At 66.6% G+C, this 25,382-nt stretch carries 22 protein-coding genes; 15 read left to right on the top strand and 7 right to left on the bottom strand.

Annotated features, from left to right (window positions below; all coding sequences use genetic code 11):
• The first annotated feature begins 174 nt into the window (after positions 1 to 174).
• The 10 genes from FBY30_RS09900 (at position 175) to FBY30_RS09945 (ending at position 14,415) form a co-directional block, all read left to right on the top strand.
• On the top strand, positions 175 to 855 hold the full coding sequence (locus FBY30_RS09900) for a histidine phosphatase family protein (protein ID WP_142132726.1): 681 nt from the start codon (positions 175 to 177) through the stop codon (positions 853 to 855).
• A 53-nt stretch (positions 856 to 908) separates the two neighbouring features.
• Positions 909 to 1,469, top strand: coding sequence for a TlpA family protein disulfide reductase (locus FBY30_RS09905; RefSeq protein WP_200830762.1), 561 nt, complete (start codon positions 909 to 911; stop codon positions 1,467 to 1,469).
• Between the two features lie 17 nt (positions 1,470 to 1,486).
• A complete protein-coding gene (locus FBY30_RS09910) occupies positions 1,487 to 2,242 on the top strand; it encodes a cytochrome c biogenesis CcdA family protein (RefSeq protein WP_142132727.1) in 756 nt (251 codons plus the stop codon).
• Entirely contained in the window at positions 2,242 to 4,041 is a 1,800-nt protein-coding gene (gene resB / locus FBY30_RS09915) for a cytochrome c biogenesis protein ResB (RefSeq protein ID WP_142132728.1), read from the top strand. The genes FBY30_RS09910 and resB overlap by 1 nt, the downstream gene beginning before the upstream one ends.
• On the top strand, positions 4,041 to 5,126 hold the full coding sequence (gene ccsB / locus FBY30_RS09920; RefSeq protein ID WP_142132729.1) for a c-type cytochrome biogenesis protein CcsB: 1,086 nt from the start codon (positions 4,041 to 4,043) through the stop codon (positions 5,124 to 5,126). Before resB ends, ccsB begins: the two co-directional genes overlap by 1 nt.
• 186 nt (positions 5,127 to 5,312) lie before the next feature.
• Positions 5,313 to 7,517 carry an Hsp70 family protein gene (locus tag FBY30_RS09925; protein WP_142135095.1) on the top strand — a complete coding sequence of 735 codons (2,205 nt, stop codon included), beginning with the start codon at positions 5,313 to 5,315 and terminating at the stop codon, positions 7,515 to 7,517.
• Position 7,518: 1 nt separating this feature from the next.
• A complete protein-coding gene (locus FBY30_RS09930; RefSeq protein WP_142132730.1) occupies positions 7,519 to 9,600 on the top strand; it encodes a LuxR C-terminal-related transcriptional regulator in 2,082 nt (693 codons plus the stop codon).
• A 164-nt stretch (positions 9,601 to 9,764) separates the two neighbouring features.
• A complete protein-coding gene (locus FBY30_RS09935) occupies positions 9,765 to 10,880 on the top strand; it encodes an IniB N-terminal domain-containing protein (RefSeq protein WP_142132731.1) in 1,116 nt (371 codons plus the stop codon).
• 125 nt (positions 10,881 to 11,005) lie between these two features.
• Positions 11,006 to 12,925, top strand: a complete 1,920-nt coding sequence (locus tag FBY30_RS09940) for a dynamin family protein (RefSeq protein WP_142132732.1) — start codon at positions 11,006 to 11,008, stop codon at positions 12,923 to 12,925.
• Positions 12,922 to 14,415, top strand: coding sequence for a dynamin family protein (locus FBY30_RS09945; RefSeq protein WP_142132733.1), 1,494 nt, complete (start codon positions 12,922 to 12,924; stop codon positions 14,413 to 14,415). The genes FBY30_RS09940 and FBY30_RS09945 overlap by 4 nt, the downstream gene beginning before the upstream one ends.
• Positions 14,416 to 14,417: 2 nt before the next feature.
• Here the strand turns inward: FBY30_RS09945 and FBY30_RS09950 are convergent, their stop codons facing one another.
• Complete coding sequence (locus FBY30_RS09950) at positions 14,418 to 14,987, bottom strand: hypothetical protein (protein WP_235009393.1); 570 nt, start codon at positions 14,985 to 14,987, stop codon at positions 14,418 to 14,420.
• Positions 14,988 to 14,992: 5 nt separating this feature from the next.
• Positions 14,993 to 15,382, bottom strand: a complete 390-nt coding sequence (locus tag FBY30_RS09955) for a PLD nuclease N-terminal domain-containing protein (protein ID WP_142132734.1) — start codon at positions 15,380 to 15,382, stop codon at positions 14,993 to 14,995.
• A 62-nt stretch (positions 15,383 to 15,444) separates the two neighbouring features.
• Here FBY30_RS09955 and FBY30_RS09960 point away from each other — a divergent pair, with 62 nt between their 5' ends.
• Positions 15,445 to 15,753, top strand: coding sequence for a DUF4229 domain-containing protein (locus FBY30_RS09960; protein ID WP_142132735.1), 309 nt, complete (start codon positions 15,445 to 15,447; stop codon positions 15,751 to 15,753).
• Here FBY30_RS09960 and FBY30_RS09965 read toward each other — a convergent pair.
• The 4 genes from FBY30_RS09965 to FBY30_RS09980 all read right to left on the bottom strand — a co-directional run bounded on the left by FBY30_RS09965 (position 15,750) and on the right by FBY30_RS09980 (position 19,363).
• On the bottom strand, positions 15,750 to 16,631 hold the full coding sequence (locus FBY30_RS09965) for a 1,4-dihydroxy-2-naphthoate polyprenyltransferase (RefSeq protein ID WP_142132736.1): 882 nt from the start codon (positions 16,629 to 16,631) through the stop codon (positions 15,750 to 15,752). The two genes, FBY30_RS09960 and FBY30_RS09965, sit on opposite strands and share 4 nt — an antisense overlap.
• Before the next feature lie 76 nt (positions 16,632 to 16,707).
• On the bottom strand, positions 16,708 to 17,934 hold the full coding sequence (locus FBY30_RS09970) for an AMP-binding protein (RefSeq protein ID WP_142132737.1): 1,227 nt from the start codon (positions 17,932 to 17,934) through the stop codon (positions 16,708 to 16,710).
• Between the two features lie 12 nt (positions 17,935 to 17,946).
• Positions 17,947 to 18,900 (bottom strand): 1,4-dihydroxy-2-naphthoyl-CoA synthase, encoded by a 954-nt coding sequence (locus FBY30_RS09975; RefSeq protein ID WP_142132738.1) that lies wholly within the window; start codon positions 18,898 to 18,900, stop codon positions 17,947 to 17,949.
• A 22-nt stretch (positions 18,901 to 18,922) separates the two neighbouring features.
• Entirely contained in the window at positions 18,923 to 19,363 is a 441-nt protein-coding gene (locus FBY30_RS09980; RefSeq protein WP_142132739.1) for a VOC family protein, read from the bottom strand.
• A gap of 163 nt (positions 19,364 to 19,526) precedes the next feature.
• Between FBY30_RS09980 and FBY30_RS09985 the strand changes: the two genes are divergently transcribed.
• The 4 genes from FBY30_RS09985 to FBY30_RS10000 are packed head-to-tail and all read left to right on the top strand — an operon-like array spanning position 19,527 to position 24,435.
• Positions 19,527 to 20,801 (top strand): extracellular solute-binding protein, encoded by a 1,275-nt coding sequence (locus FBY30_RS09985; RefSeq protein ID WP_142132740.1) that lies wholly within the window; start codon positions 19,527 to 19,529, stop codon positions 20,799 to 20,801.
• Between the two features lie 4 nt (positions 20,802 to 20,805).
• A complete protein-coding gene (locus FBY30_RS09990; protein WP_200830666.1) occupies positions 20,806 to 21,750 on the top strand; it encodes a carbohydrate ABC transporter permease in 945 nt (314 codons plus the stop codon).
• A 3-nt stretch (positions 21,751 to 21,753) separates the two neighbouring features.
• Entirely contained in the window at positions 21,754 to 22,689 is a 936-nt protein-coding gene (locus FBY30_RS09995) for a carbohydrate ABC transporter permease (RefSeq protein WP_142132741.1), read from the top strand.
• A gap of 9 nt (positions 22,690 to 22,698) precedes the next feature.
• Positions 22,699 to 24,435, top strand: a complete 1,737-nt coding sequence (locus tag FBY30_RS10000) for a hypothetical protein (RefSeq protein ID WP_142132742.1) — start codon at positions 22,699 to 22,701, stop codon at positions 24,433 to 24,435.
• Between the two features lies 1 nt (position 24,436).
• Here the strand turns inward: FBY30_RS10000 and FBY30_RS10005 are convergent, their stop codons facing one another.
• Entirely contained in the window at positions 24,437 to 25,198 is a 762-nt protein-coding gene (locus FBY30_RS10005) for a CPBP family intramembrane glutamic endopeptidase (RefSeq protein ID WP_142132743.1), read from the bottom strand.
• Positions 25,199 to 25,382 lie beyond the last annotated feature (184 nt).

Raw genomic sequence — 25,382 nt, forward strand, 5'->3', positions numbered from 1 at the left:
ACCTGTTGAGATGTTGAAGCTTCATAAGTTGAAGCCTCAACTAACTTGCTGCATCCAGTATAAACATGCATTTGCATCTTTTGTTCCCGGGTCCGGAACATTTCTTCAAAAACTTCAGTTCTACTGCATGTAGAAGATTTCGGATCGCGCGCCATCTTTGAGAAACTGGTAAACATGCCCCAAGCCACTGTCCATCTGCTCCGCCACGGCGAGGTCCATAATCCCGACGGCGTTCTCTATGGGCGGCTCCCCGATTTCCACCTTTCCGAGCTGGGCCAGGAGATGGCCCGGATGCTTGCGGAGCACTTCCGGCAGCGCGCTGAGCGCGGGGCCCGCATCACCTACCTGGCTGCCTCCCCGCTTGAGCGTGCGCAGGAAACTGCACGGCCGACGTCGGAAGCCCTGCAGCTGCGCATCCACACGGACGCGCGGATCATCGAAGCCGAAAACTACTTCGAGGGCATGAAGGTCACCAAGGGCGAACTGCGCCGGCCCCGGCACTGGCCCCACCTGGTCAACCCCCTGCGCCCGTCCTGGGGCGAGCCGTACAAGCAGCAGGCGGCACGGGTGGCAGCCGCCGCGCAGGACGCGCGCCGGAAGGCCATCGAACTCGCAGCGGGCGATTTCGGCACCGAAGGCCCCGAGGCCATCCTGGTCAGCCACCAGCTGCCCATCTGGGCCACCCGGCTGAGCGCGGAAGGGCGGCCCCTGTGGCACGATCCTCGCAAGCGCGAGTGCACCCTGACCTCCGTCACGTCTCTGGTGTTCGACGACGCCGGATCGCTGCTCCGGGTGGAGTACAGCGAACCCGCAGCATCCCTTCTTCCCGGTGCCGCCAGCACCCCTGGAGCCTAGTAGTGAGCAACAACAACCTTCCCTCGCGCCGCAGCCTGCTGGCCGCCGGCGGCATGGCCCTGACCGCGCTGACCCTTGGCCTGTCCGGCTGCGCGCAGGAGGACGCCCTGGCCAAGCAGGCCAAGGCGGGGGACAACAAGAACTATGTTGCCGGTGACGGCTCCGTCACCGAGTTTGCCGCCGCGGACCGCAAGGAGGCTGTGCAGATCCAGGGTGCCCTCTTCAACGGCACCGCCGTCACCCCGGCCGACTTCCAGGGCAAGGTGAGCGTCCTGAACTTCTGGTTCGCAGCCTGCGCCCCCTGCCGGGTGGAAGCGCCGCTCCTGGAGGCGCTGCACCAGGAGTTCAAGGACCAGGGCGTCCAGTTCTTCGGCGTCAACCTCCGCGACGAGAAGCCCACGGCCGAGGCGTTCGAGAAGACCTTCAACCTGACCTACCCCAGCTTTAACGACAAGGACGGCGGCGTCCTGCTGTCCGTGTCCGGCCTGGTGCCGCCCGGAGCCGTGCCCACCACGCTGGTCCTGGACAAGCAGGGACGGGTGGCCTCCCGCGTCCTCGGCGAGATCGAGAAGGGCACCCTGAAGGCCCTCATCACCGCCGCCGTGGCGGAATAGGGACAGGCCGGGACCCCGTGAACAGCCCCTTCGCCGAAGCCATCCTCAGCGGCTCCCTCCTGCTGGCCATCCCGGTGGCGCTGCTCGCCGGACTGGTCTCCTTCCTTTCGCCCTGCGTCCTTCCGCTGGTCCCCGGCTACCTGGGATACGTGACGGGCCTGAGCGGCGTGGACCTGCAAAAGCAAAAGCGCGGCCGGATGCTGGCCGGCATTGGATTGTTCGTCCTGGGCTTCTCCGTGATCTTCGTCCTGCTGGGCGGCGCGTTCGGCCAGCTGGGCACCCTTATCACCGGCAGCCAAAACGCCTGGATCACCCAGCTCCTGGGCATCCTGGTGGTCATCATGGGCATCGTGTTCATGGGCGGCTTCAGCTGGCTTCAGCGGGATGCAAAAATCCACGCCAAGCCGCCGGCCGGTCTCTGGGGCGCACCGCTGCTGGGCCTGACCTTCGGGCTGGGCTGGGCGCCGTGCATCGGCCCCACCTACTCAGCCGTGCAGCTGCTGAGCCTCTCCGGCGGATCCTCAGCCGCCAAGGGCGCGTTCCTGGCATTTGTGTACAGCCTGGGGCTGGGCATTCCGTTCCTGCTGATCGCCCTGGCCCTGCGCCGGGGAATGGGCGTGATGGCGTTCTTCCGCAAGCACCGGCTGGCCATCCAGCGGACCGGCGGCGGAATCCTGGTGGTCCTGGGGCTGCTGATGGCCACCGGCGTGTGGGGTGCCTGGGTGACCGGGCTGCAGTACTGGTTCCAAACCGACGTGAAGTTGCCGATCTGATGAGCGAGCGTGTGAAGGTAAAAAAGAAGCAATCCGCCCCTGTCGCCGAGGCGAAGGCCCAGGCCGCCCTCCCGGCGCTGGGACTCAAGGGCATGCTCCGGTGGGCCTGGACCCAGCTGACCAGCATGCGCACCGCGCTGTTCCTCCTGCTGCTCCTCGCCGTCGCCGCCGTTCCCGGGTCGCTGTTCCCGCAGCGCCCGGCCAACCCGGCCACGGTGACGCAGTACATCAAGGACCACCCGGAGTACGGCAAGCTGCTGGACTCCCTGCAGCTGTACGACGTCTACTCCTCCGTGTGGTTCTCGGCGATCTACCTGCTGCTGTTCATCTCACTGATCGGCTGCGTGGTGCCGCGCGCCATCGCCCATTACAAGGCCATGCGCTCCCAGCCGCCGCGTACTCCGCAGCGCCTGTCCCGGCTGCCGGAATACGGCACCATGGTGATTCCCTCCGGCGCCGGCATCCCGGCGTCGGACGCCATCAACGGTGCCGCGGGGCTGCTGCGCAAGCGCGGCTACCGGGTTGAGGTGCGGGATGCCGACGGCGCCCTGCCGTCCCTGGGTGCCGAGCGCGGCTTCCTGAAAGAAGTGGGCAACCTGGTGTTCCACACCTCGCTCATCGGCGTGCTGGTGTCCGTGGCCGCCGGCGGCCTGTTCGGCTACAGCGGCCAGCGCATCCTGGTGGAAGGCGACACCTTCGTGAACACCCTGGTGGGCTACGACCAGTTCAACCCGGGCACCAACTTCCAGTCCAGCCAGCTGCAGCCGTACTCCCTCCAGCTGGACAAGTTCAACATCACCTTTGACCGTGAGTCCAAGGGCAAGTTCGGCCAGCCCATCGACTTCGCCGCCACCGTCACCACCAAGGAAAACCCGGACGCGCCGCCCAAGCAGGAAATACTGAAGGTCAACGATCCCGTCAGCCTGGGCGGCACCAGCATCTACCTCACCGGCAACGGCTACGCACCGGTGGTGACCATCCGGGACGGGGCCGGAAACGTGGCCATGCAGGGGCCGGTGGTGGCCAAGCTGCAGGGCCAGAACTACTACTCCTCCGTGGTGATCAAGGTTCCGGACGCCCAGCCGGACCAGCTGGGATTCGTGGGCTTCTTCCTCCCCACCGCGTTCGTCAATGACAAGAACGTGTCCTTCAGCGCCGACCCCGAACTGTTCAACCCGCAGCTGACCCTGAACTCGTACTATGGCGACCTGGGCCTGAACAAGGGTGCGCCGCAGAACGTCTTCGAATTGGACGTCAAGAACCTCACCCCGCTCAACGCCAGGAACCTGGCGGCTGGCGGCATCACGCTGGCCCCCGGCTCCACCTACACCCTGCCCGACGGCAAGGGCAGCATCAGCTTCGACGGCGTGAAGCGCTACATCGGCGTGGACATCCACCACAACCCCGGACAAGCCTCCGCCCTGGTGTTCGCCCTGCTGGCCGTGGCCGGGCTGATCCTCTCGCTCTACGTCAACCGTCGCCGCGTCTGGGTGCGCACCGGTACTGCCGCAGACGGCCGCACCATGGTGGAATACGGTCTCCTGGCCCGCGGCGAGGACCACCGCCTGGCCGGGGAAGCAGCGGCGCTCCGTAAGCTGTTCACCACGGAGTGGCAGCTGCCTGACGACGCCGACTCCGAAGGCACCGCGTCTGAAGGCACCGCTCCGTCCCAGCAAACTCCCAGCCGGACAGGCGATAATGTCGCAGGCTCCGTCGATACTGCCGCAGGCTCCACTGAAACTGCCGCCGGCTCCGTCACCACCCCAGCAGGCCCCACAGGGCCCGAAAAGGACCAGTAATGCCATTTGGAATCAACGAAACCATGGGCCAGTACAGCGAACTCTTCATGCTGTTGGCGGCGGGTACCTACACGGTGGCCTTCATCGCCTTCGCCTGGGACCTGGCCAAGAGCAGCAAGGCACTGCGGGCGGTTGACGCCAAGGCCGCCCAGGCCGGGACAACCGCCAAGGTTCCCGTAGCCGCAGGAGTGGGTGCAGGCTCTGCCGGGGGCCGCCTGGACGGGCCCGCCGACCGCGCCGAGCGCCCGTCGTCGTCCGCCAAGGCCGGCGGTGCGGGAACCGGCGGTGTGGTAACGGCCGACGGCGACATGAAGTACGCCACGGAGCGCCGGGTTCCGGCCCGGGTCGCCGTAGCCCTGACCATCCTCGCCGCCGTCATCCACGGCGCCGGCGTGGTCACCCGCGCGCTGGGCGCGGGCCGCGTGCCGTGGGGCAACATGTACGAATTCCTCACCACCGGCGCCTTCCTGGTGGCGGCGGTGTTCCTGCTCTCGCTGATCCGCCGCGACCTCCGCTTCCTGGGCACCTTTGTGGTGGGCCTGGTCATCATCATGATGGTGGCGGCTTCGGTGGCCTTCTGGACCCCCGTGGGCCACTTGGTTCCCGCCCTGCAGAGCTACTGGCTGGTCATCCACGTTTCCATCGCGGTGCTTTCCTCGGCCCTGTTCACCCTGACCTTCGCCATGTCCGCCCTGCAGCTGGTGCAGTCCCACCGGCAGAAGACCGTGGCCACCGACGGCAAGGACAAGCTCGGTTTCATGCGTCTGGTGCCCTCCGCCCTGAGCCTGGAAAACCTGTCCTACCGCATCAACGCCATCGCCTTCATCGGCTGGACCTTCACTCTGATGTTCGGTGCCATCTGGGCCGAGAAGGCCTGGGGCCGGTTCTGGGGCTGGGATACCAAGGAAGTGTGGACGTTCGTTATCTGGGTTGTCTACGCCGGCTACCTGCACGCCCGTGCCACCCGTGGCTGGACCGGAACCCGCGCCGCATGGCTGTCGATCGTGGGCTACCTCTGCGTGATCTTCAACTTCACCATCGTGAACACGTTGTTCAACGGGCTCCACTCCTACTCCGGCCTCTAGACTGCGCTTTTTGCCGGCCGGTTTTTCGGGCCTTAAGACCTGACTTCGGCTGCCAAGCGGCAATTGAGCGCCATATCGCCATTCGATGTAGCAACAGGGGTGTTCCCGGGTCCCGCAGAATGCTAATTTGGTGACTGTTCACTGTGATGAAGCTTGCATGTGGACCACCAGCCTTCCGAGGTAACCATGAGCTACGCCCTCGCCGTAGACGTCGGGACGAGTTTCACGGCAGCCGCCGTTGTTCGCTTTCACCAGGGTGCTTCCCCTGTGCCCGAGTGTCTGCCCCTGGGCGCCCGCGGAGCATCCGTGCCCTCCGTGGTGTACTACCCGGAGGAAGGCGCCGTCCTGGTGGGCGAGGCCGCCGAACGCCGCGGGCTGGATACGCCGGAGCGGGTGGTCCGTGAGTTTAAACGCCGGATTGGCGACGACGTCCCCATCATCCTGGGCACCCTGGCGCTGCAGCCTGAGGAAGTCTTCGCCACGATGGCCCGGTGGGTGGCCGACCGCGCTGCCGAGCGCGAGGGGGGCCCGGCGTCGGCCTTCTTCCTGACCCACCCCGCCGCCTGGGGCAGCCACCGCCTGTCCGTGGTCCGGGATGCCCTAGCTGCCCGCGGCTTGGAAAACGTCACCCTCCTTCCCGAACCGGAGGCCGCCGCCCTGCACTACGCATCTCAGGTACGGGTGGAGGAAGGCAGCACCATCGCCGTCTACGACCTCGGCGGCGGCACCTTCGATACCGCTGTCCTGCGGAAGTCCGGCAGCAGCCGCTTTGAGCTCGTGGGACGACCCGAGGGCATCGAAGACCTGGGCGGCGCCGATTTTGACGCTGCCGTCTTCCGCTACGTCGCCGGCCACAGCGGGAACGCGCTGGACCACCTCGACCCCGCCGATCCCGCAGTCCTCGGCGCACTGACCCGGCTCCGGCGCGAATGCGTGGAGGCCAAGGAAGCCCTCTCCGCTGACAGCGAGGCAAACATTCCCGTGCTCCTGCCCGGCGTCCAGCAGCAGGTCCGCCTGGTGCGTTCCGAGTTCGAAGCGCTGATCGAAGAGCCGGTGCGGGAAACGGTAGAGGCACTGGAACACTCCCTGGCCCAGCTCCACCTTGAGCCGGAAGACCTGTCCACGGTGCTGCTGATTGGGGGTTCGTCGCGCATCCCCCTGGTGGCACAGCTGGTATCCGAACAGTTGGGCCGGCCCATCGCGGTGGACGCCGACCCCAAGTCCTCCATCTGCCTGGGGGCAGCAGTGGCGGCACTCCTGTCCCACACCGCTGCAGCAGAGGCTGCGGCGCTGGCGGAAGCTGGCGCGGCCGAAGCTGATTCGGCACCAAGCGGATCCGCATTAACCGGAGCAGCATCAACCGGAGCCTCATCAGCCGCAGCGGCAGCTGGTGAGGCGGGTGCCGCCGTCGCGTCCTCCGACGCGCCGCCCGGACCGGACAGTTCGGGCCGGCCCAGCTGGTCGCGCAAATATTCGACGGCGGGAGGAGCCATCGCCGGGCCCTCCCGCAGTGCGCTGCACGGGAAAGGGGGCGCGCACGCCCCGAAACCCACAGTCCGGGTCACGGCTGTGGCCGCGGCCGCCGCTGTCCTTACGGTCCTCACCGCCACTGCCGCCCAAAGTCCGGACGGCTTCGGGAACCTGACAGCGATGTTCGTGCCGCAGGCCGGGGCCAGCACCACAGGCGGTTCCACCGGGGCAGGGGCGACGGAAGCGCCTGGTCCAGGGGCAGCAGCAGCGGCAGCCGTTCCCCAGCCGCTTGCGGGCATCGAAGCCAGCGCCAGGAAGCCGCTCACCGGGGAGTCCGCACCCGCAGCCTCCGCCCCGCCCACCGGCAAGCAGGCCACAGGCGGAGAGTTGACCGCGGCCGGCGGTGCGACGGCCGGCGGACCTGCCGCGGGCGCTCCCGGGAATCCGCCGTCCGGTTCCGGCACCGGGATCATTCCGGATTCCCTGACCGGGGCTGTTTCAAGCCCCACCGACACTCCCCAGCCCCTCCCGACGAGTCCTGCACCAACCAGCCCCGTGCCGACCGCCACCACTGCGCCCGGGACCACAACGTCCCCAACCACATCCCCTGCCCCGTCACCATCCGGCACCTCATCGCCCGGCACCTCATCGCCCGGGGTAACGATCAGTCCCACCCCTAATTCCGGACCGGCTCCCACGGACACGGGCACCGTTGGACCCACCAGCGGGAGCCCGTCTCCAACCATGACGCCTACAACAATGGCCGCCTCCGGCCCCACGGGTGATCCGCTCGTCACACCCACGGCAACTGAATTGACGCCCACGCCGGCCGTTGCGCCTCCACCCACGCCTGAGGAGTCCACCACTGCCGCCACTGACACTGCCGTCGCAACGGCCACGACCACAACCCCGGCGGCCTGAGATGGACGCGCACCTGCAGCGGGCCGAACGCCCCGTACCACTGCACACTTCCCCGGACCACCAGGGGCAGCCGCCCCACGCGGCCGAGCTGATGGCCAAGCAGTTGAAAGGTGCCAACGGAGCCGTACGTGAGCTGCTGCTGGCACTCTCGGTGGGATTCGCCCTGCCCGGACCACTCCCGGCCGACCTCCAGCGCAAATTCATCAACGGCACGGTCGAGGACCTGGATTCCCTGGTGGACCGGGCAGAGGCCGCGGGCCTGCTGAGGCCGGACGGCACAGTGGTGGGAACCGCCCAGCACGCCCTGCTGACCGCCACGCCAACCGCCAAGGTGCACGCGCTCCAGCGGGAGCTCGTGACTGTCTTCGCGTCCACCGGGCAACCGCTTGGCAACCTTGCGCGCGAACTCGCCAGGGGCGGACTTGCCGATTCCAGGGTTGCAGCGGAACTTGAGCAAGCGGCCGACGCTGCGCTGGAAAACGACCCCAGGCTCGCCTTCCAGCTCTATGAGGAAGCGCTCCTTGCCGGTGCCGACCCGCTGGCCACCGCGGCCCGGCGCGCCCAGGCCGCAGCCGGAGACGGGGAACTGGACACTGCCGCCCGCATCATCGACGCCCTACTGGTCAGCGCGGAACCGCCGGACGTGCGCCGGGGCGCGGACGTGGCTGCCTCCGTGTGGGCGCAGCGGGGAATGCTGGCCCGTGCGGCCGACGTCTACAGCTGGTTGGGACCGGGCCGAGTAGGCGCTTCGGCGCCCCTTGCCGCCGTCGCCATGATCGGTGCGGGAGACCGGGCAGGTGCCGAAGCCTTTTTCCAGCCCGACGCCCCGGCGTCGTCCCCAACACTCCTTGCGGCTGCCCTGGTGCAGACCGGCCAGGGAGTCCTTGCGTCACTGGGCGAGAAGCCGCAGCAGGGCATTTCCATCCTGATCCATGCTTCGGACATGTTGAACTCGGCGGGCATGGCCCTTCCGCTGCCGGAGACACCTGCCGCCCTGGCAGCACTCCTGGCCTTGCACAGCGGCGAGCCGCACCTTGCGGAAACAGTCTGCCGGGCCGCGGTGGCGGCCGGTCAAGGCGGCAACGCCGCGCAGCCCAGGCTTTTGCTGCTCCAGGCCTGGGCAGCCATGATGCAGGACAAACTCGAGGACGCCCGATTTGCCGCCGCGGAAGCCGCCAAAGCCAACCACTGGCCGCTGGTCCCGCGCGACGAGTTCATGTCCGCCGCGCTGGAGGTGGGACTTGCCCGCCGTAACGGCGACGTGCCGGAGCTCCTCAGGGCCTGGGAGCGGGCTCGGGAGGCAATGCTGCACACGTCCGTGGACCTCTACAACCTCCTGCCGTGGGGGGAGCTGCTGATTGCCGCTGCCCGACTGCGCGAGACGCGCCGCGTAGCGCAGTACCTGGAAGACGCATGGAAACTGCTGGGGCGCCTGGGCGGACCTGCACTGTGGGCCGTTCCCCTGCACTGGGCTGCCGTCCAGGCGGCGCTGCTCAATGAGAGCCCCGCCGATCTTGCCCCCCATGCCACCGCCCTGGCAAGGGCCTCTGCCCACAGCCAGCTGGCCGCCGTCCTGGCGACGGCGGGCAAAGCCTGGGTGTCGGTGCTGGCCGGCCGGTTCCGTACTCCTGAAGTGGAGGGCGCGGCGCGGCTGCTGGGCGCTGTGGGAATGCCGTGGGAGGGTGCCAGGCTGGCCGGACATGCTGCCGCGCGGGCCGAGGAACGGCGGGACATGATGCGCCTGCTCTCCTGCGCCCGGGACCTGCACCCGCAGGGCAGCCCGGGCGCATCCGGGGCCGCCGACGTGCAGCCGGGCAGCGGTGCCGACGGCGGGGGCAAAGGGGCCCAGCCGGACGCATCCGGCTTGAGCGAGCGCGAAAAGGAAGTTGCCAGGCTGGTGCTGGAGGGCAAGACCTACCGGGAAATCGGCGAGGCCATCTACATTTCGCCCAGGACTGCCGAGCACCACATCGCCAGGATCAGGCGCCGGCTCGGCGCGGAAAACCGTTCAGACCTGCTGGCCCGCCTGCGCCTGGCACTCGGCGTGGACAGTTCCCAGCAGCTGAATCCGCAGCAGGAATGAACCCCTAACACCCCTAGGCGCGCCGGGTCCGTTGCCCCGGAACGGCGGCCGCTGCTAGGGGGAAACCGCCCGATGCCCTTCCCCGGCAGCGAACCTAGGTTTGAGACAACCGGACACGTTCGCCGGATGATCCGCAACTCAAAGAAGATGTGAGGACCACGCATATGCCAACACTCGCAAACGACCTTGTTCAGTTCCTGATGCAGCTTTTTGGCAACCGGGAGGCGGTCCAGGAGTTCCTGGACGACCCCGAGCGGGCATTGGCGGAACACGGCCTGGGCAACGTGTGCTCGGCTGACGTGGACGCCGCAATGCCAGTTGTCCTCGACTACGCTCCCATCACCGTCAACGCCTCATCCTTCGACCGCCTGCACAACACCGGCGGAAACAGTGCCTGGTCCGGGCCTGGGGGGTCTGGGTTCACAGCGTCCGGGCCGGGAGGCACGACGGCGGCGTACGCCGGGAGTGCCGCGGCCATCCACGGTGGGGTGCACAGTCCAGGGCAAGGCGGGGCGGACTACGACCATGACGACCACGCCCACGCGGTCCAGCAGCTCCACAACGTGGTGAACCACTTCTCCTACACCAGCAACACCACCATGCTCGATCACCGGGACACCATGACGGACCAGTCCGTCAACCAAAATATCTGGGCGCACGGAGACGTGGAGCAGTGGTTCGACCATGACGCAGTGGTGGCCGCCGGGGACCACGCAGTGGCCGGCGGTGACGACGCCAGTGTCAGGGACTCCAACAACATTCGGGATTCCTACAACGCGGACCATTCGACCGATAACTCCACGAACAACTCCATCCATGCGGGCGGCGACATCGGCATGGGCAATGAACTGACCGCGATCTCCGGTTCCTTCAACGCCGACGACTCCTTCAACACGGACGTCGGCCTGGATGTGGACGATTCCTTCAATGACAACTCGAACAACGCGGACTACTCCGACCACTCGGACCACTCCGTCAGCACGGACACGGCCGTGGACGTCCACGACTCGTTCAACGACAACTCGGACAACTCCACCCACAACTCCGTGGAGGTGGAGGATTCCTTCAACCCGGACAACTCCACCACAACCGCGGTGGACGTCCACGTGGACGACTCGTTCCAGGACAATTCGGCCACGAACATCGTGGAGGACAACCTGGTGGTTGCCGACAGCCAGCTCGATTTCGCGGAGGACAATCCGACCCATCCCGATGTGGACCTGGACAACCACACCGCCGCCATCGACCATGGGGTGGTTGACGACTCCACCGCGCTGTAACACGCTATTCCAACAACACGCTGTTCGCGGGAGGCAAACCGCCCGGCAGGAGGCATCCACCTCCTGCCGGGCTCTTCCGGTATTACCGGCATTGGCAATTTTCGGGATCGACAGGGGGACACGCTGTGGCAGAAACAGCACCGGCAAGGCCGCCGGGGCCGGTCACTGCCGGTCAGTTGGGGAAGCTCGTGGAGCAGGGCCTGCAGCTGGTGGGCAGCGGGGACCGCGCGGACCTGCGCCGGAGGCTTGAGCAGGCCATGGCCCGGCTGCAGGACCCCAGTATCAGGGTCATCGTGGTGGGGGAGTTCAAACAGGGAAAGAGCAAACTCATCAATGCCCTGGTGAACGCGCCCGTATGTCCGGTGGATGACGACATCGCCACGTCGGTCCCCACAGTGGTCCGTTACGGGGAGCCGGCGTCGGCCGCAGTCCTTGTCCCCGCCCCGGACAACCCCGCCCCGGACAACGCCCCGGTGGAAAACCCCGCCGGGAATGCTGCCGGCGGCATCGAGCGGCGGCCCGTGGAGCTTGCCGACCTGCCGGCCGTTGTTTCCGAGCAGGGAAACCCGGGAAACAGCAGGAAGATAGCCGCCGCGGAGGTCTGCCTGCCCCGTCGGCTCCTCACAGGCGGGCTCAGCATCATCGATTCCCCGGGCGTGGGCGGCATGGGCTCCACGCACACCCTGACCACCCTCACGGCCCTGCCCACCGCGGACGCCATGCTGCTGGTCTCGGACGCGTCGCAGGAATACACGGAACCGGAACTGCGGTTTCTGCGCCAGGCCATGCGAATCACCCCCAACGTTGCCGCCGTCCTCTCCAAGACCGACTTGTATCCGGATTGGCGGCGGGTGGCGGAGCTGGACAGGGCGCACCTGGAGCAGGTGGCGCCGGACATTCCGCTGCTTCCACTGTCCGCAGACCTCCGCCTGGAAGCTGCCCGGCTCCAGGACAGTGAGCTCAACGACGAGTCGGGCTTCCCGGCACTGGTGGCCCACCTCCGCAACGACGTGGTGGGCAAGGCGGAGCGTATCCAGCGCCGCTCCGTCAGCCAGGACCTGCTGTCCGTCACCGAGAACCTGAGGCTGTCCCTGCAGTCCGAGCTGGATGCCTTGGAAAACCCGGGCGGCACGCCCCAGAGGCTAGCAGAGCTGGAGCAGGCCAGGACGGAGGCGGACCACCTGCGGAAGCGGTCCGCCCGCTGGCAGCTCACGCTCAGTGACGGCATCAACGACCTCATCGCCGATATGGAGTACGACCTGCGGGACCGTCTTCGCGGGATCCAACGGGAAGCCGAGAACGCCATCGACCAGGGTGATCCCGGCCCCGTGTGGACGCAGTTCTCGCAGTGGCTCGAAGAGTGTGTTGCCGCGGCGGTTTCGGACACATTCGTCTGGACCAGCGAGCGGTCGCAATGGCTGGCGGCCCAGGTGGCTGAGCATTTCGCAGCGGACGAGGTATCGCTGCCGGTCCTGCATGTCTCCGATTCCGGGGATGCACTGGATCCGGTGGAGCAGATGCCGGAACTGGATCCCGGCCGGGTGAACCCGATCCAAAAAGTCCTGATCGGCATGCGCGGGTCCTACGGGGGCGTCCTGATGTTCGGCCTCCTGACGGGGATCTTCGGGATGGCCCTCATCAATCCGCTGTCGGTGGGCGCTGGCCTGCTGCTGGGGCGCAAGGCTTACCGGGAGGACAAGGAGACCCGGCTGAAGCGGCGCCAGGGCGAGGCGAAGGCGCTGGTGCGGCGGCAGTTGGACGATGTGACGTTCCAGGTGGGCAAGCAGTTGAAGGACAGGCTGCGCCTGGTCCAGCGGACCATCCGCGACCACTTCACCGAGATCGCGGATGAATACCACAGGTCGCTGGCGGACTCGGTGGCCGCGGCGCAGAAGGCTGCGAACTCGTACGCGCAGGAGAAGGAAGGGCGCATCCGGGACATCAGGGCTGAGCTGAAGAAGGTGGATGCGCTGCACCGTGCCGCAGAAGCCGTGGCCGCGGAGGCAACCGCGGCCAGGACCCATACCCCGGCGGGGGTGGGATGACGGCGTCCACCACGGCTGGGGCCGCGGCGCTGATCCGGGAAGCGCTGGAGGTATACGCCGATGACCTTCACGCCACCCAGGAACTGCAGGGCTATGCCCGGCGGCTTGCGGAGCCACTGCGGATTGCCATTGCCGGCATGGTGAAGGCCGGCAAATCAACGCTCCTGAACGCCATCATCGGTGAGGAGATCGCACCCACGGACACCGGCGAGTGCACCCGGATCGTCACCTGGTACCGCCACGGCCACACACCCCGCATCACGCTCCACCCTACGGCTGGGGAACCCCGGGCCCTGCCGCTGAAGCGCGTGGAGGGGCGCCTGGTCTTCGTCCTTGACGGCGTACGGGCGGAAGAAGTGGAACGGCTCGATGTCGAATGGCCGGCGCCGGCACTGCAGCGCATGACCTTGATCGACACCCCCGGCATCGCTTCCGTCTCCCAGGACGTGTCCGCGCGGTCGCTGGCGTTCCTGACCCCGGAGGATTCGCCGTCGGAAGCTGACGCGGTCATTTACCTCATGCGCCATCTGCACGCGTCCGACCTCAGGTTCCTGGAAGCGTTCGGCGACACAACGGCTGGCCGCTCGGGCACGGTCAACGCCATCGCAGTGCTGTCCCGGGCCGATGAAGTGGGGGCCGGCCGCATCGACTCCCTTCTGTCCGCCGGCAACATCGCGGAAAGGTACAGCCACGACCCCAACCTGCGGAAGCTTGCCCTCGGCGTTGTCCCGGTGGCGGGGCTCCTGGCCCAAAGCGCCCGTACCCTGCGGCAGCCGGACTTCGAAGCACTCCAGCTGCTGGCCACCCTGGACCGAACCGAGCGTGAACGGATGATGCTGTCCGCCGACAGGTTCCGCCGGTCCACCGCGCCCGCGGGCCTGACGGAAGAGGCAAGGGAATCCCTGCTGGAACGCTATGGGCTTTTCGGCATCCGCCTGGCCGTGGTCCTGATCCGCAACGGGTTTGCCGAACCCACGCCGCTGGCCCACGAGCTGGCCCGGCGGAGCGGCCTGGACCCCCTGCTGGACGTCATGGACCGGCAGTTCCAGGCCAGGGCGGAAGCGCTCAAGGCCAGGACCGCCCTGGTGGCGGTGGAAAACCTCCTGGCCAGCCGGCCGCGGCAGGGGACGGAAAACCTGGCGGCGTCCCTGGAGCGGCTGCAGGCCAACGCGCATGAGTTCCGCGAGCTCCGGCTGCTGGGGGCGCTGCGGACATCCGGGGCGGAGCTGGCCCCGGAGCTGGCTGCGGAAGCCGAACGGCTGGTGGGCGGGTTGGGCGCAACAGCATACCGCCGGCTGGCCCTGGCACCCGATGCCGGACCCGAGATGCTGGCTGCTGAGGCCAGGCGCTGCCTGGCCCGATGGCGTGCAGTCGCTGAAAGTCCGCTGACACCACGGTCCGCGGGCGAGGTATGCCGGGTGGTGATCCGAAGCTGCGAGGGAGTGCTGGCAGAATGTGCGGGCAAGGACCGGCAGCCGCAGTCGGCGTAGCGTCAGTTTCTCCCGCGTTCCGGCTTCAGCCAGACCCCGGCGGATGGCAGGAAGAGCAGCGCCAGCCCGGCCAGCGCCAGGAGCAGCCCGGCGCCCCACAGCATCACCACGTAGCTGCCGGCGGCACCGGCGGGGACCAGGAAGGCCGATGCCAGTACAAGAATGAGGACGTGGCTGGCCAGCAGGGGAAGCAAGGCCCAGCGGGCCCAGTTTCGGCGGCCCAGCACGGCGGCAAGCGCCACCGCCTCAAGCAGTGTTACCACGAGCAGCGCGCTGATGCTTCCCCAGAAGACGATTTCCGCCGTCGTGCTAACGGACGCGGCGTCGCGGCCTGCTGCCATGCCAGCCACCAGGCCGCGCAGCCGCTGAAGGTTGGAGTCGCGGGCCACGAAGGATCCCAGCAGGACGGCCAGTCCCGCGGCGAAACTGAAGAGCCAGAGCGAGCGGGCAGTCCGGACCACACGGGGGAGCGGGGGGACGACTGGGATGGGCGGCGGGGTGGAGTAGGACAGGCCCGGCCTCGGTGGGGGAGCGGACCGGTGCCGCTCTTCTCCGCCGGGCTGGAACGCCATGGACCCTATTTCAGCCCGTCGGCGTCGTGCTCATCGGTACCGCGCTGGCCTTTTCCGCCGTCCTCCTTGGCCTTGGCCTCCAGTTCGTCGCGGAGTTTCTTCAGCCGCTCGGCTTCGGCCTGGTTGCGGCGGCGGGCCTCGAGGTTGCGGAGGAAGTCCGGGTCATCGTCCGGGGCCGTGGGGTGGGGGTAGCTGGGCCGCGGCTGCGCTGTGCCGCGCGGGCGCCCAATCAGCAGCCAGAGGATTGCGCCCAGGACCGGCAGGACGATCTGCACGATGATCCAGGCCGGTTTCGAAATGCCCCGGGTAAGGCGGCCTTCAGTGCGGATCACGTCCACCAGGCCATACACGAAGATGACGAGGACTGCGACGGCCAAAGCCACACGGAACAGCATGCCGTTAAGTCTATCGTCAGGACGGGCGGGGGCCGCCGGGCGGAGGCGGCTAAACTTGAATAGTGGCCTTTTTGAAATATTCCCTTATCCGTTTGGCGATCTTTGTCCCCCTGTTTGCCCTGTTTATGCTCCTGCAGGTAGGGGCGCTGATGGCCGTGATCTGCGCCGCGCTCATTGCCTTTGCCATCAGCTACCTGTTTTTCCAGAAGCAGCGCGATGCTGCCGCGGCGGCCCTGCAGCACCGTTTCTCAGGGAAGGCCAAGCCGTTGCGCTCGGCCGGTGAAGTCCAGGACGCCAACGCCGAGGACGCCCTGCTGGACGCCAACCCGGACATCACCATCAACAACGCCAAGGGCACCAAGAACAGCTAGAACCCGTGGCTGAGGATCAGTCCCAGTGAGAACAGCACGCTGTAGCCGAGGTTGATCAGGCCGGTCTGCTTCAGGACCGGGATGAGGCTCTTGCGCTTGCGGCCGTTGATCATCAGCCAGGCAGGCATCAGGCAGGCGGGGATGAGCAGCAGCACGATCAGGATCCACGGCCGGGCCGGCGCCAGGATCACTACCAGCAGGATGGCGACGGCGAGCATCAGGACGTAGCTTTCCCGCGCATGCTTGTCCCCCAACCGCACCGCCAGCGTTTTCTTGCCGGCCTGCATGTCCGTGGGAATGTCCCGGACGTTGTTGGCCATGAGCAGTGCGGTGGCGATCAGCCCGGTGCCGATGGCGCCGATGACCGCTGACAGGTTGATGTGCCCCGCCTGGGTGTAGGTGGTCCCCAGGGTGGCCACCAGGCCGAAGAAGACGAACACGAAAAGATCGCCCAGGCCCATGTAGCCGTAGGGGTTCTTACCGCCGGTGTAGCCCCATGCGGCCATGACGCAGCCCAGCCCCACCAGGATCAGCCACCAGGCCTGGGTGAGGAACACCAGCACCAGGCCGAACACCATGGCCAGGGCGAAGGTGCCGAACGCCGCCCATTTGACGTGCTCGGGCTTGGCAGCGCCGGACCCCACCAGCCGCAGCGGTCCCACCCTGTCGTCGTCGGTGCCGCGGATGCCGTCCGAGTAGTCGTTCGCGAAGTTCACGCCCACCTGGAGCAGGAGCGCCACCAGCGCCGCGAGGATGGCGTTGGGCAGCAGGAACGAGTCCATCTCGTAGGCGGCGGCAGTGCCGATCAGCACCGGCGCGATCGCTGCCGGCAGCGTCCGGAGTCGGGCGCCTTGGATCCATTGGGCGGCTGTGGCCACGGTTAGTACCTCGTGTTGTTTCGGTAAGACGGCAGGATGGAACAGGCGCACCCGCCGCGGTGGTGCAGGTCCAACTCTACTTTCCCCGGTGCAGGGCGCTGAGTTCGGCGGTCATGGCGAGCCGGTCGGGCTTGCCGTTGGGCAGCATCCGCAGCGCGGGCGCCGTGAGGACTGTCTTGGGCGCCAGGACCCCCAGCTGCCGCTGCCATTGCTCTTGAAGTACGACGGCGGGATCCCCAGGTTCCTGCCCGCCGGCACCTTCTCCCGCGGTCCCTTCGTTGCCGTCCGTGCCCGCCGCGGCAAGGGCCACGTAGGCGGCCACGGCCTGCCCCCACTCCGCGGACGGGACGCCTGCAACAAAAGCCGCGGCGACGGCGTCGGATTTCTCCAACTGTTCCTGCACGTGGCCGGCGGAAACCTTCACGCCGCCGGTGATGATCACATCGTCGGCGCGGCCCAGCACGGTGAGCCGGCCGTCGTCGTCAATGGAGCCCAGGTCGCTGGTACGGTACCAGCGCACCCCGTCCTCCTCGAAGAAGGTTCCGGTTTCCTCGTCCGGTGCCTCGATGTAGCCGGCGGCCACGGTGTCCCCGCCCAGCAGGATCCTGCCGTCGGTGTCCACCCGCACCGAGACGCCTTCCAGCGGATAGCCGTCGTAGATGCAGCCGCCGGAGGTTTCCGCGGAACCGTACGTGGTGACCACCCGGACACCGGCGTCGCGGGCGGCCGCCAGCAGTGCCGGAGACGCAGGGGCGCCGCCCAGCAGGACGGCGTTGAAGCGGCGGAGCACGGCCAGCGTGTCCGGCGACGGATCGTCCAGGAGGCGCTGGAGCTGGGTGGGAACCAGGGAGGTGAAGCGGATCTCGTCCGTCAGTTCCAGTGCCGCGGCGGTGAAAGCCTCCGGCGTGAAGCCGCCGGACAGATCCATTACCCAGGGCCGGGTGCCCGCGAACAGGGAGCGGACCAGCACCTGGATGCCGGCCACGAACTGCACCGGCAGTGCCAGCAGCCACTGGCCTTCGCCCTTGAGCCGCAGCGCCGTGGCCATGGAAGAGGCGGCCAGGGACTCCACGGTCAGCAGGGTGGCCTTGGGGGTGCCGGTGGAGCCCGAGGTGCGGACCACGGCTACGGCGTCATCGCAGCCGGGGGTTTCGACGTGGCCCACGACGAGTTCGCCGTCCGGGCCCACGGAAAGTTCGACGGCGGGGCCCTCGCCGTGGAGGGCGGCCGCGAGGGCCTTCAGGGCGGGCTCGATGTTGAGCGGGCCGCCCTGGGCCGGGGTAAAGGATGCTTCGCTGTTCATTGCCGTCCTGCCTTAGAAGTAGTGCGGGAAGCGTGACCAGTCCGGGTCGCGTTTTTGCAGGAAGGCCTCCTTGCCCTCCACAGCCTCGTCCGTCATGTAGGCCAGTCGGGTGGCTTCGCCGGCGAACACCTGCTGGCCGGCGAGGCCGTCGTCCGCCAGGTTGAAGGCGAACTTAAGCATGCGGATGGCCTGCGGGGACTGCCGGGCGATGTCCGCGGCGTACTCCAGGGCCACCTCTTCCAGCCGCCCATGGTCCACCGCCTCATTGACGGCGCCCATGCGAACCATGTCTTCTGCGGAATATTCGCGGGCCAGGAAGAAAATCTCGCGGGCGGTCTTTTGCCCCACCTGCCGGGCCAGCAGCGCGGAGCCGTAGCCGGCGTCGAAGCTGCCAACGGTGGCGTCCGTCTGCTTGAACTTGCCGTGCTGCCGGGACGCGATGGTGAGGTCCGCGACTACGTGCAGGGAGTGGCCGCCGCCGGCGGCCCAGCCGTTGACGACGGCGATGACCACCTTGGGCATGGTGCGCATCAGGCGCTGGACTTCCAGGATGTGCAGCCGGCCGGCGCGGGCAGGGTCGATGGTTTCCTGCGTCTCGCCGTCGGCGTACCGGTAGCCGTCGCGGCCGCGGATCCGCTGGTCCCCGCCGGAGCAGAAGGAATGGCCGCCGTCCTTGGGGGAGGGGCCGTTTCCGGTGAGCAGGACGGTGGCGACGTCGGGCGTCATCCGGGCGTGGTCCATGGCCCGGTACAGCTCATCCACGGTGCCCGGCCGGAACGCATTGCGGACCTCGGGCCGGTTGAAGGCAATCCGGACGGTTGGCAGGTCACGCACCCAGCCGCCGTCGGAATCCCGCTCCACCTGCCGGTGGTAGGTCATGTCCTGGAAGTCCTCAAAACCGGAGACCACCCGCCAGCGCGTGGGATCGAAGACATCGGACACCGGGGCGGGGATCTGGTTGCTCACCGTCCAAGTCTAGTAATCGGTCTTAGCTGATGCAGAACTCGTTGCCCTCGGGGTCCGCCATGGTGTGCCAGGAATGCGGGCCCTGCCGGGCCGACCAGAGGAACGTCGCGCCCCGCGCCTCGAGCTCGCGCCGCACCTCGTCCTTGTCCCGTCCGTCCAGCCTGACGTCCCAGTGCACCCGGTTCTTGACCGTCTTTCCCTCCGGTGCGGCCTGGAACAGGATGCGCCGTTCCGGGGCCTTGGACTCGATCTCCTCCGGCGGCCTGATGGCGGCGCCGTCCTTCCACACCAGGTTCCCGCGGTGGGTCATGGTCTGGTCTTCGGAGGCGTAGCCCTGCTCGATCATCGAGCGGATGAACGCGGCGTCCTGCGGCTCCACGGTCCATTGAAGCGTTTCTGCCCACCAGTCCGCGAGCTCATGGGGCTTGGCGGAATCGACAACTATCTGGATATTAAGTCCCATGCGTCCACGGTAGAGGCGGGTGTGGCGTTGCGGAAGGTTCGGCGGGGCGCCTACGAAAGTATCTCCGACGTTCAAAAGTATTCTTGACTTTATGTCATGACATACGTCACAGTCGTGTCTGGAAAGGGTTTTCCCTCCTCATCCCGAGAGACAGGACAGAGCATTGTCAGAGAAGACAAGAATCTCAAGCATCACCCGTCGCCAGTTCGGCCTGACTGCCCTGGGGCTCTCGGCCCTGGCCGCTGGCCTTAGTGCCTGCGGCGGGGGAGGAGGGAGCTCCTCTGACGGAGGCGCCAAGACCCTGCAGCTTATCCTGTCCGGGGACACGAACCAGGGCGGCGCCTTCGCTGCCGCGGCGAAGAAGTACAAGGAAGCCACGGGCATCACCATCGAGGTGGTGGACGTTCCCACGGCGGACATCACCACCAAGCTGAAGAACGCCGCCACCGCGAATGATCTTCCTGCGCTGGCCCGCGTTACCGGACTTGATCCGCTGTGGGCCCATCAGCTCCAGGACCTTTCGGATATCGCGAAGAAGCACGGCATTGACGAGAAGTACCTCCAGGAGTCGCCGGACGGCATCACCCCCGCCATTCCCTCGGACCTGACGGCAGTGGGCCTGTTCGTCAACAAGAGCCTCTTCGACAAGGCCGGGGTGAAATACCCCACCGCCATCGAAAACACCTGGACGTGGGATGAATTCATCGCCGCCGTAAACCAGGTCCGCGAAAAGGCCGGCGCCAAGTACGGTGTGGTCATGGACCGCTCCGGCCACCGCCTGCGCGCCATGATGTACGAATTCGGCAGCACCGCCTTCGCCAAGGAGAACGGCAAGTACGCCGGCGACAGCAAGGCGGTTGAAACGCTCGAGTACTTCAAGAAGATCAATGACGACCAGACCATGCCCAAGTCCGTCTGGCTCAGCGGCGAGGACGGCAACGCCATGTTCAAGAGTGGCCAGGTGGCCGCATACTACTCCGGCAGCTGGCAGGTGGCGGACTTCAACAAGAACATCAAGGACTTCCAATGGCTGTCCGTACCGCTGCCGAAGAAGGAAGTGAATGCGACGAACCTCGGCGGCGGCTTCATGATTGCATTCAAGGACACGGGCGCCGACGAAGAAGCGAAGAAGTTCATCGACTGGTTCTATGAGGACGCCAACTACATCGAGTTCGCACAGCTGGGAGGCTACCTTCCGGCGAAGGACCTCAAGGTGGAGTACCAATTCCAGCAACCCTCCTTCGAGCTCTACCAGAAGCAGATTGCCCAGAACGACGCCAAGGGGGACAACGCCATCAAGCGCGTGGTGGCCGAAGCATACGCCGAAACCCCGTTCTCGGGAGACCCGCTGCGCGAGGAGACCGTCAAGATGCTCTCCGGCGGCCAGGATGCCAAGACCACGGTGGACAACATCGTGAAGCTCTACAACGGCGCCTGATCCCGTGGCACAGCCAACCATCAGTACAGCCGCGGCGCCGGAGGCGCCGGCGCCGCAGCCGGTCCGCAGCAAGACAGCGCAAAAGCGCCGGAACCGCTACATCATCGCGCCGCTGGTCCTGATCGGCGTCAACGTGGTCCTCTTCCTGGTCTTCTTCGTCTGGCCGGGCGCGCTGGGCCTGCTGTACTCCTTCACGGACTACCGCGGAATCGGCAAGCTGCACTTCATCGGCCTGGCCAACTTCCAGAAGCTATTCGCCGACGCCGGCTTCTACGCCGCACTGGGCCGGACCTTCACCTACACGGTCCTGTCCGTTCCGCTGGTCTACGTATGTTCCCTGGGAGTCGCCGCGCTGCTGGTCAGCAAAGCAGTCCGCGGCCGCACCGCAGCAAAAATGGTCATCTTCCTGCCCTGGCTGATCTCGCCCATCGTGGTGGGCGTGATCTGGAAATGGTTGTTCGGCCAGGACTTCGGATTCATCAACTTCGTCATCTCCACGGCGGGCGGGAACCCGCTGCCCTGGTCCAGCGACGGTAACCTGGCGCTGGCAGTGGTCATCTTCGCATCGGCCTGGGGCGGGACCGCCTTCAACATGCTCCTGTTCATCGCCGCGCTGAAGAACATTCCGGAATCCCTGCTGGAGGCAGCGGAGCTGGACGGCGCCAATGCGTGGCAACGGTTCCGGCATGTCACCCTGCCGGGCATCGCGCCGACGTCATTCATGGTCATCCTGTTATCGACTATCCATGCCATGAAGGAATTCGCCATGATCCAGGCCCTGACCGGCGGTGGACCCGGCACCCAAAACACCCTGATCGTGCAGTACATCTACAAGACCGGCTTTGAGCAGTCCAAGGTGGGCTACGCAAGTGCGGCATCGATGGTGCTGATGGTGGTCCTGCTGGCCATCGCGCTCATCCAGCTGCGGTTCAACCGGAAGAAGGGCTGACCCATGGCAACAGCTGCCAACATGCCTCCCGCTGTTGCGGAGGAAGCGGCCACGGGCGGGGAAAGGACCCGTGCACCGCGGCGGACGCGGAACGGACGGAACCAGCCGGGCAACCGGGAGCTCCGCGCCAAAGCCTCCATTCCCCTGACCGTGCTGACGTGGCTCATCGCCGCACTTTACGCCCTGCCCTTGCTCTGGTTCCTGCTGAGCTCCTTCAAGCCAGGCAGTGAATTGTTCAGCTACCCGCTGTCCATGATTCCCCGGGAGTGGACGTTCCAGGGCTTTGTGGACGCCTGGGAAAGGGTGGACTTTGCCCGGTACTTTCTGAACACCGCGACCGTGTCCATCGTGACCACCGCGTTGACGGTATTTTTCAGCGCCTGTACCGGTTACGCGCTGGCAAAGTACAACAACAAGGGGACCCGGCTGTTCTTCGTCTGCATCCTTGCCACTACCATGCTGCCCACTGAAGTGATCCTGAACCCGACGTTTTCGGTGATCAGGGACCTGGGCCTGTACAACTCGCTGGCCGGCATCATCGTGCCGTCAGTCCTGACGGCCACCGGCGTCTTCATGTTCCGGCAGTTCTTCCTCACTGTCCCTGACGACCTGCTGCACTCAGCCAGGATCGACGGCGCAGGGGAGTTGGCCATCTTCTTCCGGATCATGCTCCCGCTCTCCAGGCCGATCCTGTTCACCCTGGCCATCTTTTCCTTCCAGTGGCGCTGGAACGACTACATCTGGCCCCTGATCGTGCTGAATGACCCCAAGTGGTACACCCTCCAGGTGGCACTCCGAAGCATCGTGGGGGCGGAAAACATCGACTGGCCCGTCCTCCTGGGGGCATCCGTCATCTCCCTCCTGCCGCTGGTCCTGGTGTTCTTCGTTTTCCAGAAATACGTGCTGAACGCGGACGTCAGCGCCGGCCTGAAGGATTGAGGCAGCAAAATGCAGACAACCACAGCAGAGACAGCGTTCCTGGCGCAGGTGGGGGAAGCTGCGGACCGTCACGTAACAGCGTTCCTTGCAACGCACGACGACGACGTCCCCGCTTTGGCGCACCGGCCCGCCATGGCCAGGTTGCTGGACCTGGTCACGGTGTTCACCCAGCCCGGCTCCCGATTTTTCCGCAAGGAAGGTATCGGGGAGGCGATGATCCTGTGCCTGGATCGGTTGGAAGTGCTGCAGGGGCCAACGGGACTGTTCGATGGCACCAACCTGTGCTCGCCGCCTGACTCAGCCTTCACCCTGAACGACGTTTGCCTGACCCTGCGTCTTGTCCGCGCGCTGGACGGTGACCGGTTCCCGGGCGAGGGCCCGCTCCTGGGCGAGGTGGATGGACGCCTGGCCGCGATAATCGGCAGGTCCGTTGAAGCTATGGTGGCAGGCGGGGTCCATACCCCCAACCACCGCTGGGAGCTCTGCGCTGCCTTGGCCCAGATCAACCTGTTCCAGCCACGGCAGGACATCAGGGTCCGGATCGGCCAATGGCTGGCCGAGGGCATTGACCAGTTGCCGGACGGGATGTACTCGGAGCGGAGCCCGCTCTATGCCACCGCGGTCACTAATCCCTCTTTGCTGACAATCGCGGACAGCGCGGGCCGGCCGGAACTCCTGGACCATGTCCGGCGGAACCTCACCGCGTTCCTGCCCTGGTTCAATCCGGACGGCACTGTCGAATCAGTGTTTTCCAGGCGGCAGGACCAGTGGATGGCGTTTGGAGCCACCCCGTTCCTTCACCTGTACCGGCGCTTCGCCCTCCAGGATGGGCGTGCTGATTTCGCCGCCGCAGCTGCCTGGCTGGCCACGCTTCCGCTGCACGAACCCGCAAAGCTGCTGGCCCTCACCAGGCTGGATCCTTGGCTGGCCGGGGGACTTCCGGGCGCTCCGGCGTCGGGCCCTGGCCTGTCCCTGCCGCCGGCCCTGACGCCCCCGGACGCGGTACTGGAGAGCTGCGGTGCATACCGCTTTCGCGCGGGCGGTTCCGTAGCTACGGTCTTCGGCGGTTGCGACCCCCTGGTGCCCGGGGTTGGGTCCGGGCTGGCCACCAACCCCACGTTCCTCAGTTTCCGGCACGGCGAGTCGGTCCTGTCGGATGTCCGCTTGTCCCGGAGCTTCTTTGACCTGGGGCCGTTCCGCAGCCAGGCCACTTCGCTGCGGGACCGGTCAGTAGTCCTGTCCGAAGAGGTGCAAGCCAGCTTCTATCAACCATTGCCTCTGGACCGGCTGCGGGCCGATGGAATATACCCGCTGGAGCATGAAGGACGATTCAGCGCCGCCATGGGGTTCAGCGCCCGTGCAGCGGACGTCCACCGGCTCAAAACCGGTATGACGGTGACAATTGAGGACGGGCAGGCTTGCCTGGACGCCTGCTTCGACGGCACCCGGACCGCATTTGCGCTGGAACTCACGTTCCGGCCCGGGGGAGTGCTCGACGGCGTCGAACCGGCAACGGTTCCCGGCGCCTTCCGACTAGTGGACGGCACAGGCTCCTATCGGATGGGCAGGGACGTCATCGAGTTCGGGCCCGGGCTACCCCCGGACCCGGATGCCCCCGCGGCGTACAACCCTGGTGAGAGCTACCGCTATCTGGGCGGCACGAACGCTGCCGACGGCGTCAAGGTCTACATCAGCGGCTGGACCACGGGCCGCTACCTGTTTACGTTCCGGGGCTACTCCGCCTGATCTAGGCCTGGATGTTTTGCATCTGGTTGAAGACTTCCGGCGGGATGGCGTAGACCAGGATCACGGCCAGCAGGTTCTTGGCGGCGTGGACGAAGTAGGAGAACATGACGTTCCTGCCGGTCCACATGTAGACGAACACCAGCGTGGCGCCCATGGCCAGGTAGGGGAGCAGTGCGGTGAGGGTGACCGCCTCCTGCCCCACGATGTGCAGTGCCGCGAACAACACGACGGACAGGATGCAGCAGATCCAGATGTTCACCCTCCTGCCCAGCTTGCCGATCAGCAGGTGCCGGAAGATGTACTCCTCCACGAACGGCCCCACCACCACCAGCAGCGGCACCATGAGCCAGGCGGGGACCTGCTGCATCAGCGCCTGCAGCCCGGCCTGGTTCTGCGAGGTTTCCACCTGTCCGTTCGCCGCCACCACCACTGCGGTCAGGATCATCATGGCGATCACGGAAGCCGGCACCATCAGCAGCGTGAACCACGGCCGGGTCGCCAGGACCTTGAGGTCGCGGACCACCACCTTGCGGGCAGCCAGGAGCGCCAGTATTCCCACCGAGGCATAGAACATCAGGTTCACAGCGTAGGAGGCCGCTGCAGGGGACGGTGCTATCTGGCGCAGGAACGGGGCCACCAAATCCCCGGCGGCGGCGAAGAACGCTGCGATGGCAACGTAGAGGCACAGCGTGGCCACATCCATGGGGGAGAAACGGTACAGCTGGGGCTGCGGAGCGGGCGGTAAGCGGTGGGCTGTTGCCATGCTCCCAGCCTATCGCCGGGCCCGGCGTGTAGTGCGGGTCACGTACCACCCCATGCCAGGTTGTAAGATGGTCAGGTCGCGTGAAGCTTCGGCAGTTCGACGGTTCGCCCTCACATTCGCTGGCCATAAGGCCTACTAACCGAATTATGTGAGCTCGATCATACGAAGACCGGATGCGGCCAAC

Origin of the sequence: Arthrobacter sp. SLBN-83, from assembly GCF_006715285.1 — a bacterium.
Lineage (GTDB): Bacteria > Actinomycetota > Actinomycetes > Actinomycetales > Micrococcaceae > Arthrobacter.

What these genes read in the sequence shown, in the direction of transcription:
- FBY30_RS09930 (WP_142132730.1), top strand. Translation starts at nt 7,519, where the DNA reads ATGGACGCGCACCTGCAGCGGGCCGAACGCCCCGTACCACTGCACACT.
- FBY30_RS10005 (WP_142132743.1), bottom strand. Translation starts at nt 25,198, where the DNA reads ATGGCAACAGCCCACCGCTTACCGCCCGCTCCGCAGCCCCAGCTGTAC.
- FBY30_RS09980 (WP_142132739.1), bottom strand. Translation starts at nt 19,363, where the DNA reads ATGGGACTTAATATCCAGATAGTTGTCGATTCCGCCAAGCCCCATGAG.
- FBY30_RS09900 (WP_142132726.1), top strand. Translation starts at nt 175, where the DNA reads ATGCCCCAAGCCACTGTCCATCTGCTCCGCCACGGCGAGGTCCATAAT.
- FBY30_RS09950 (WP_235009393.1), bottom strand. Translation starts at nt 14,987, where the DNA reads ATGGCGTTCCAGCCCGGCGGAGAAGAGCGGCACCGGTCCGCTCCCCCA.
- FBY30_RS09955 (WP_142132734.1), bottom strand. Translation starts at nt 15,382, where the DNA reads ATGCTGTTCCGTGTGGCTTTGGCCGTCGCAGTCCTCGTCATCTTCGTG.
- FBY30_RS09945 (WP_142132733.1), top strand. Translation starts at nt 12,922, where the DNA reads ATGACGGCGTCCACCACGGCTGGGGCCGCGGCGCTGATCCGGGAAGCG.
- FBY30_RS10000 (WP_142132742.1), top strand. Translation starts at nt 22,699, where the DNA reads ATGCAGACAACCACAGCAGAGACAGCGTTCCTGGCGCAGGTGGGGGAA.
- FBY30_RS09905 (WP_200830762.1), top strand. Translation starts at nt 909, where the DNA reads ATGGCCCTGACCGCGCTGACCCTTGGCCTGTCCGGCTGCGCGCAGGAG.
- FBY30_RS09935 (WP_142132731.1), top strand. Translation starts at nt 9,765, where the DNA reads ATGCCAACACTCGCAAACGACCTTGTTCAGTTCCTGATGCAGCTTTTT.
- FBY30_RS09925 (WP_142135095.1), top strand. Translation starts at nt 5,313, where the DNA reads ATGAGCTACGCCCTCGCCGTAGACGTCGGGACGAGTTTCACGGCAGCC.
- ccsB (WP_142132729.1), top strand. Translation starts at nt 4,041, where the DNA reads ATGCCATTTGGAATCAACGAAACCATGGGCCAGTACAGCGAACTCTTC.
- resB (WP_142132728.1), top strand. Translation starts at nt 2,242, where the DNA reads ATGAGCGAGCGTGTGAAGGTAAAAAAGAAGCAATCCGCCCCTGTCGCC.
- FBY30_RS09970 (WP_142132737.1), bottom strand. Translation starts at nt 17,934, where the DNA reads ATGAACAGCGAAGCATCCTTTACCCCGGCCCAGGGCGGCCCGCTCAAC.
- FBY30_RS09995 (WP_142132741.1), top strand. Translation starts at nt 21,754, where the DNA reads ATGGCAACAGCTGCCAACATGCCTCCCGCTGTTGCGGAGGAAGCGGCC.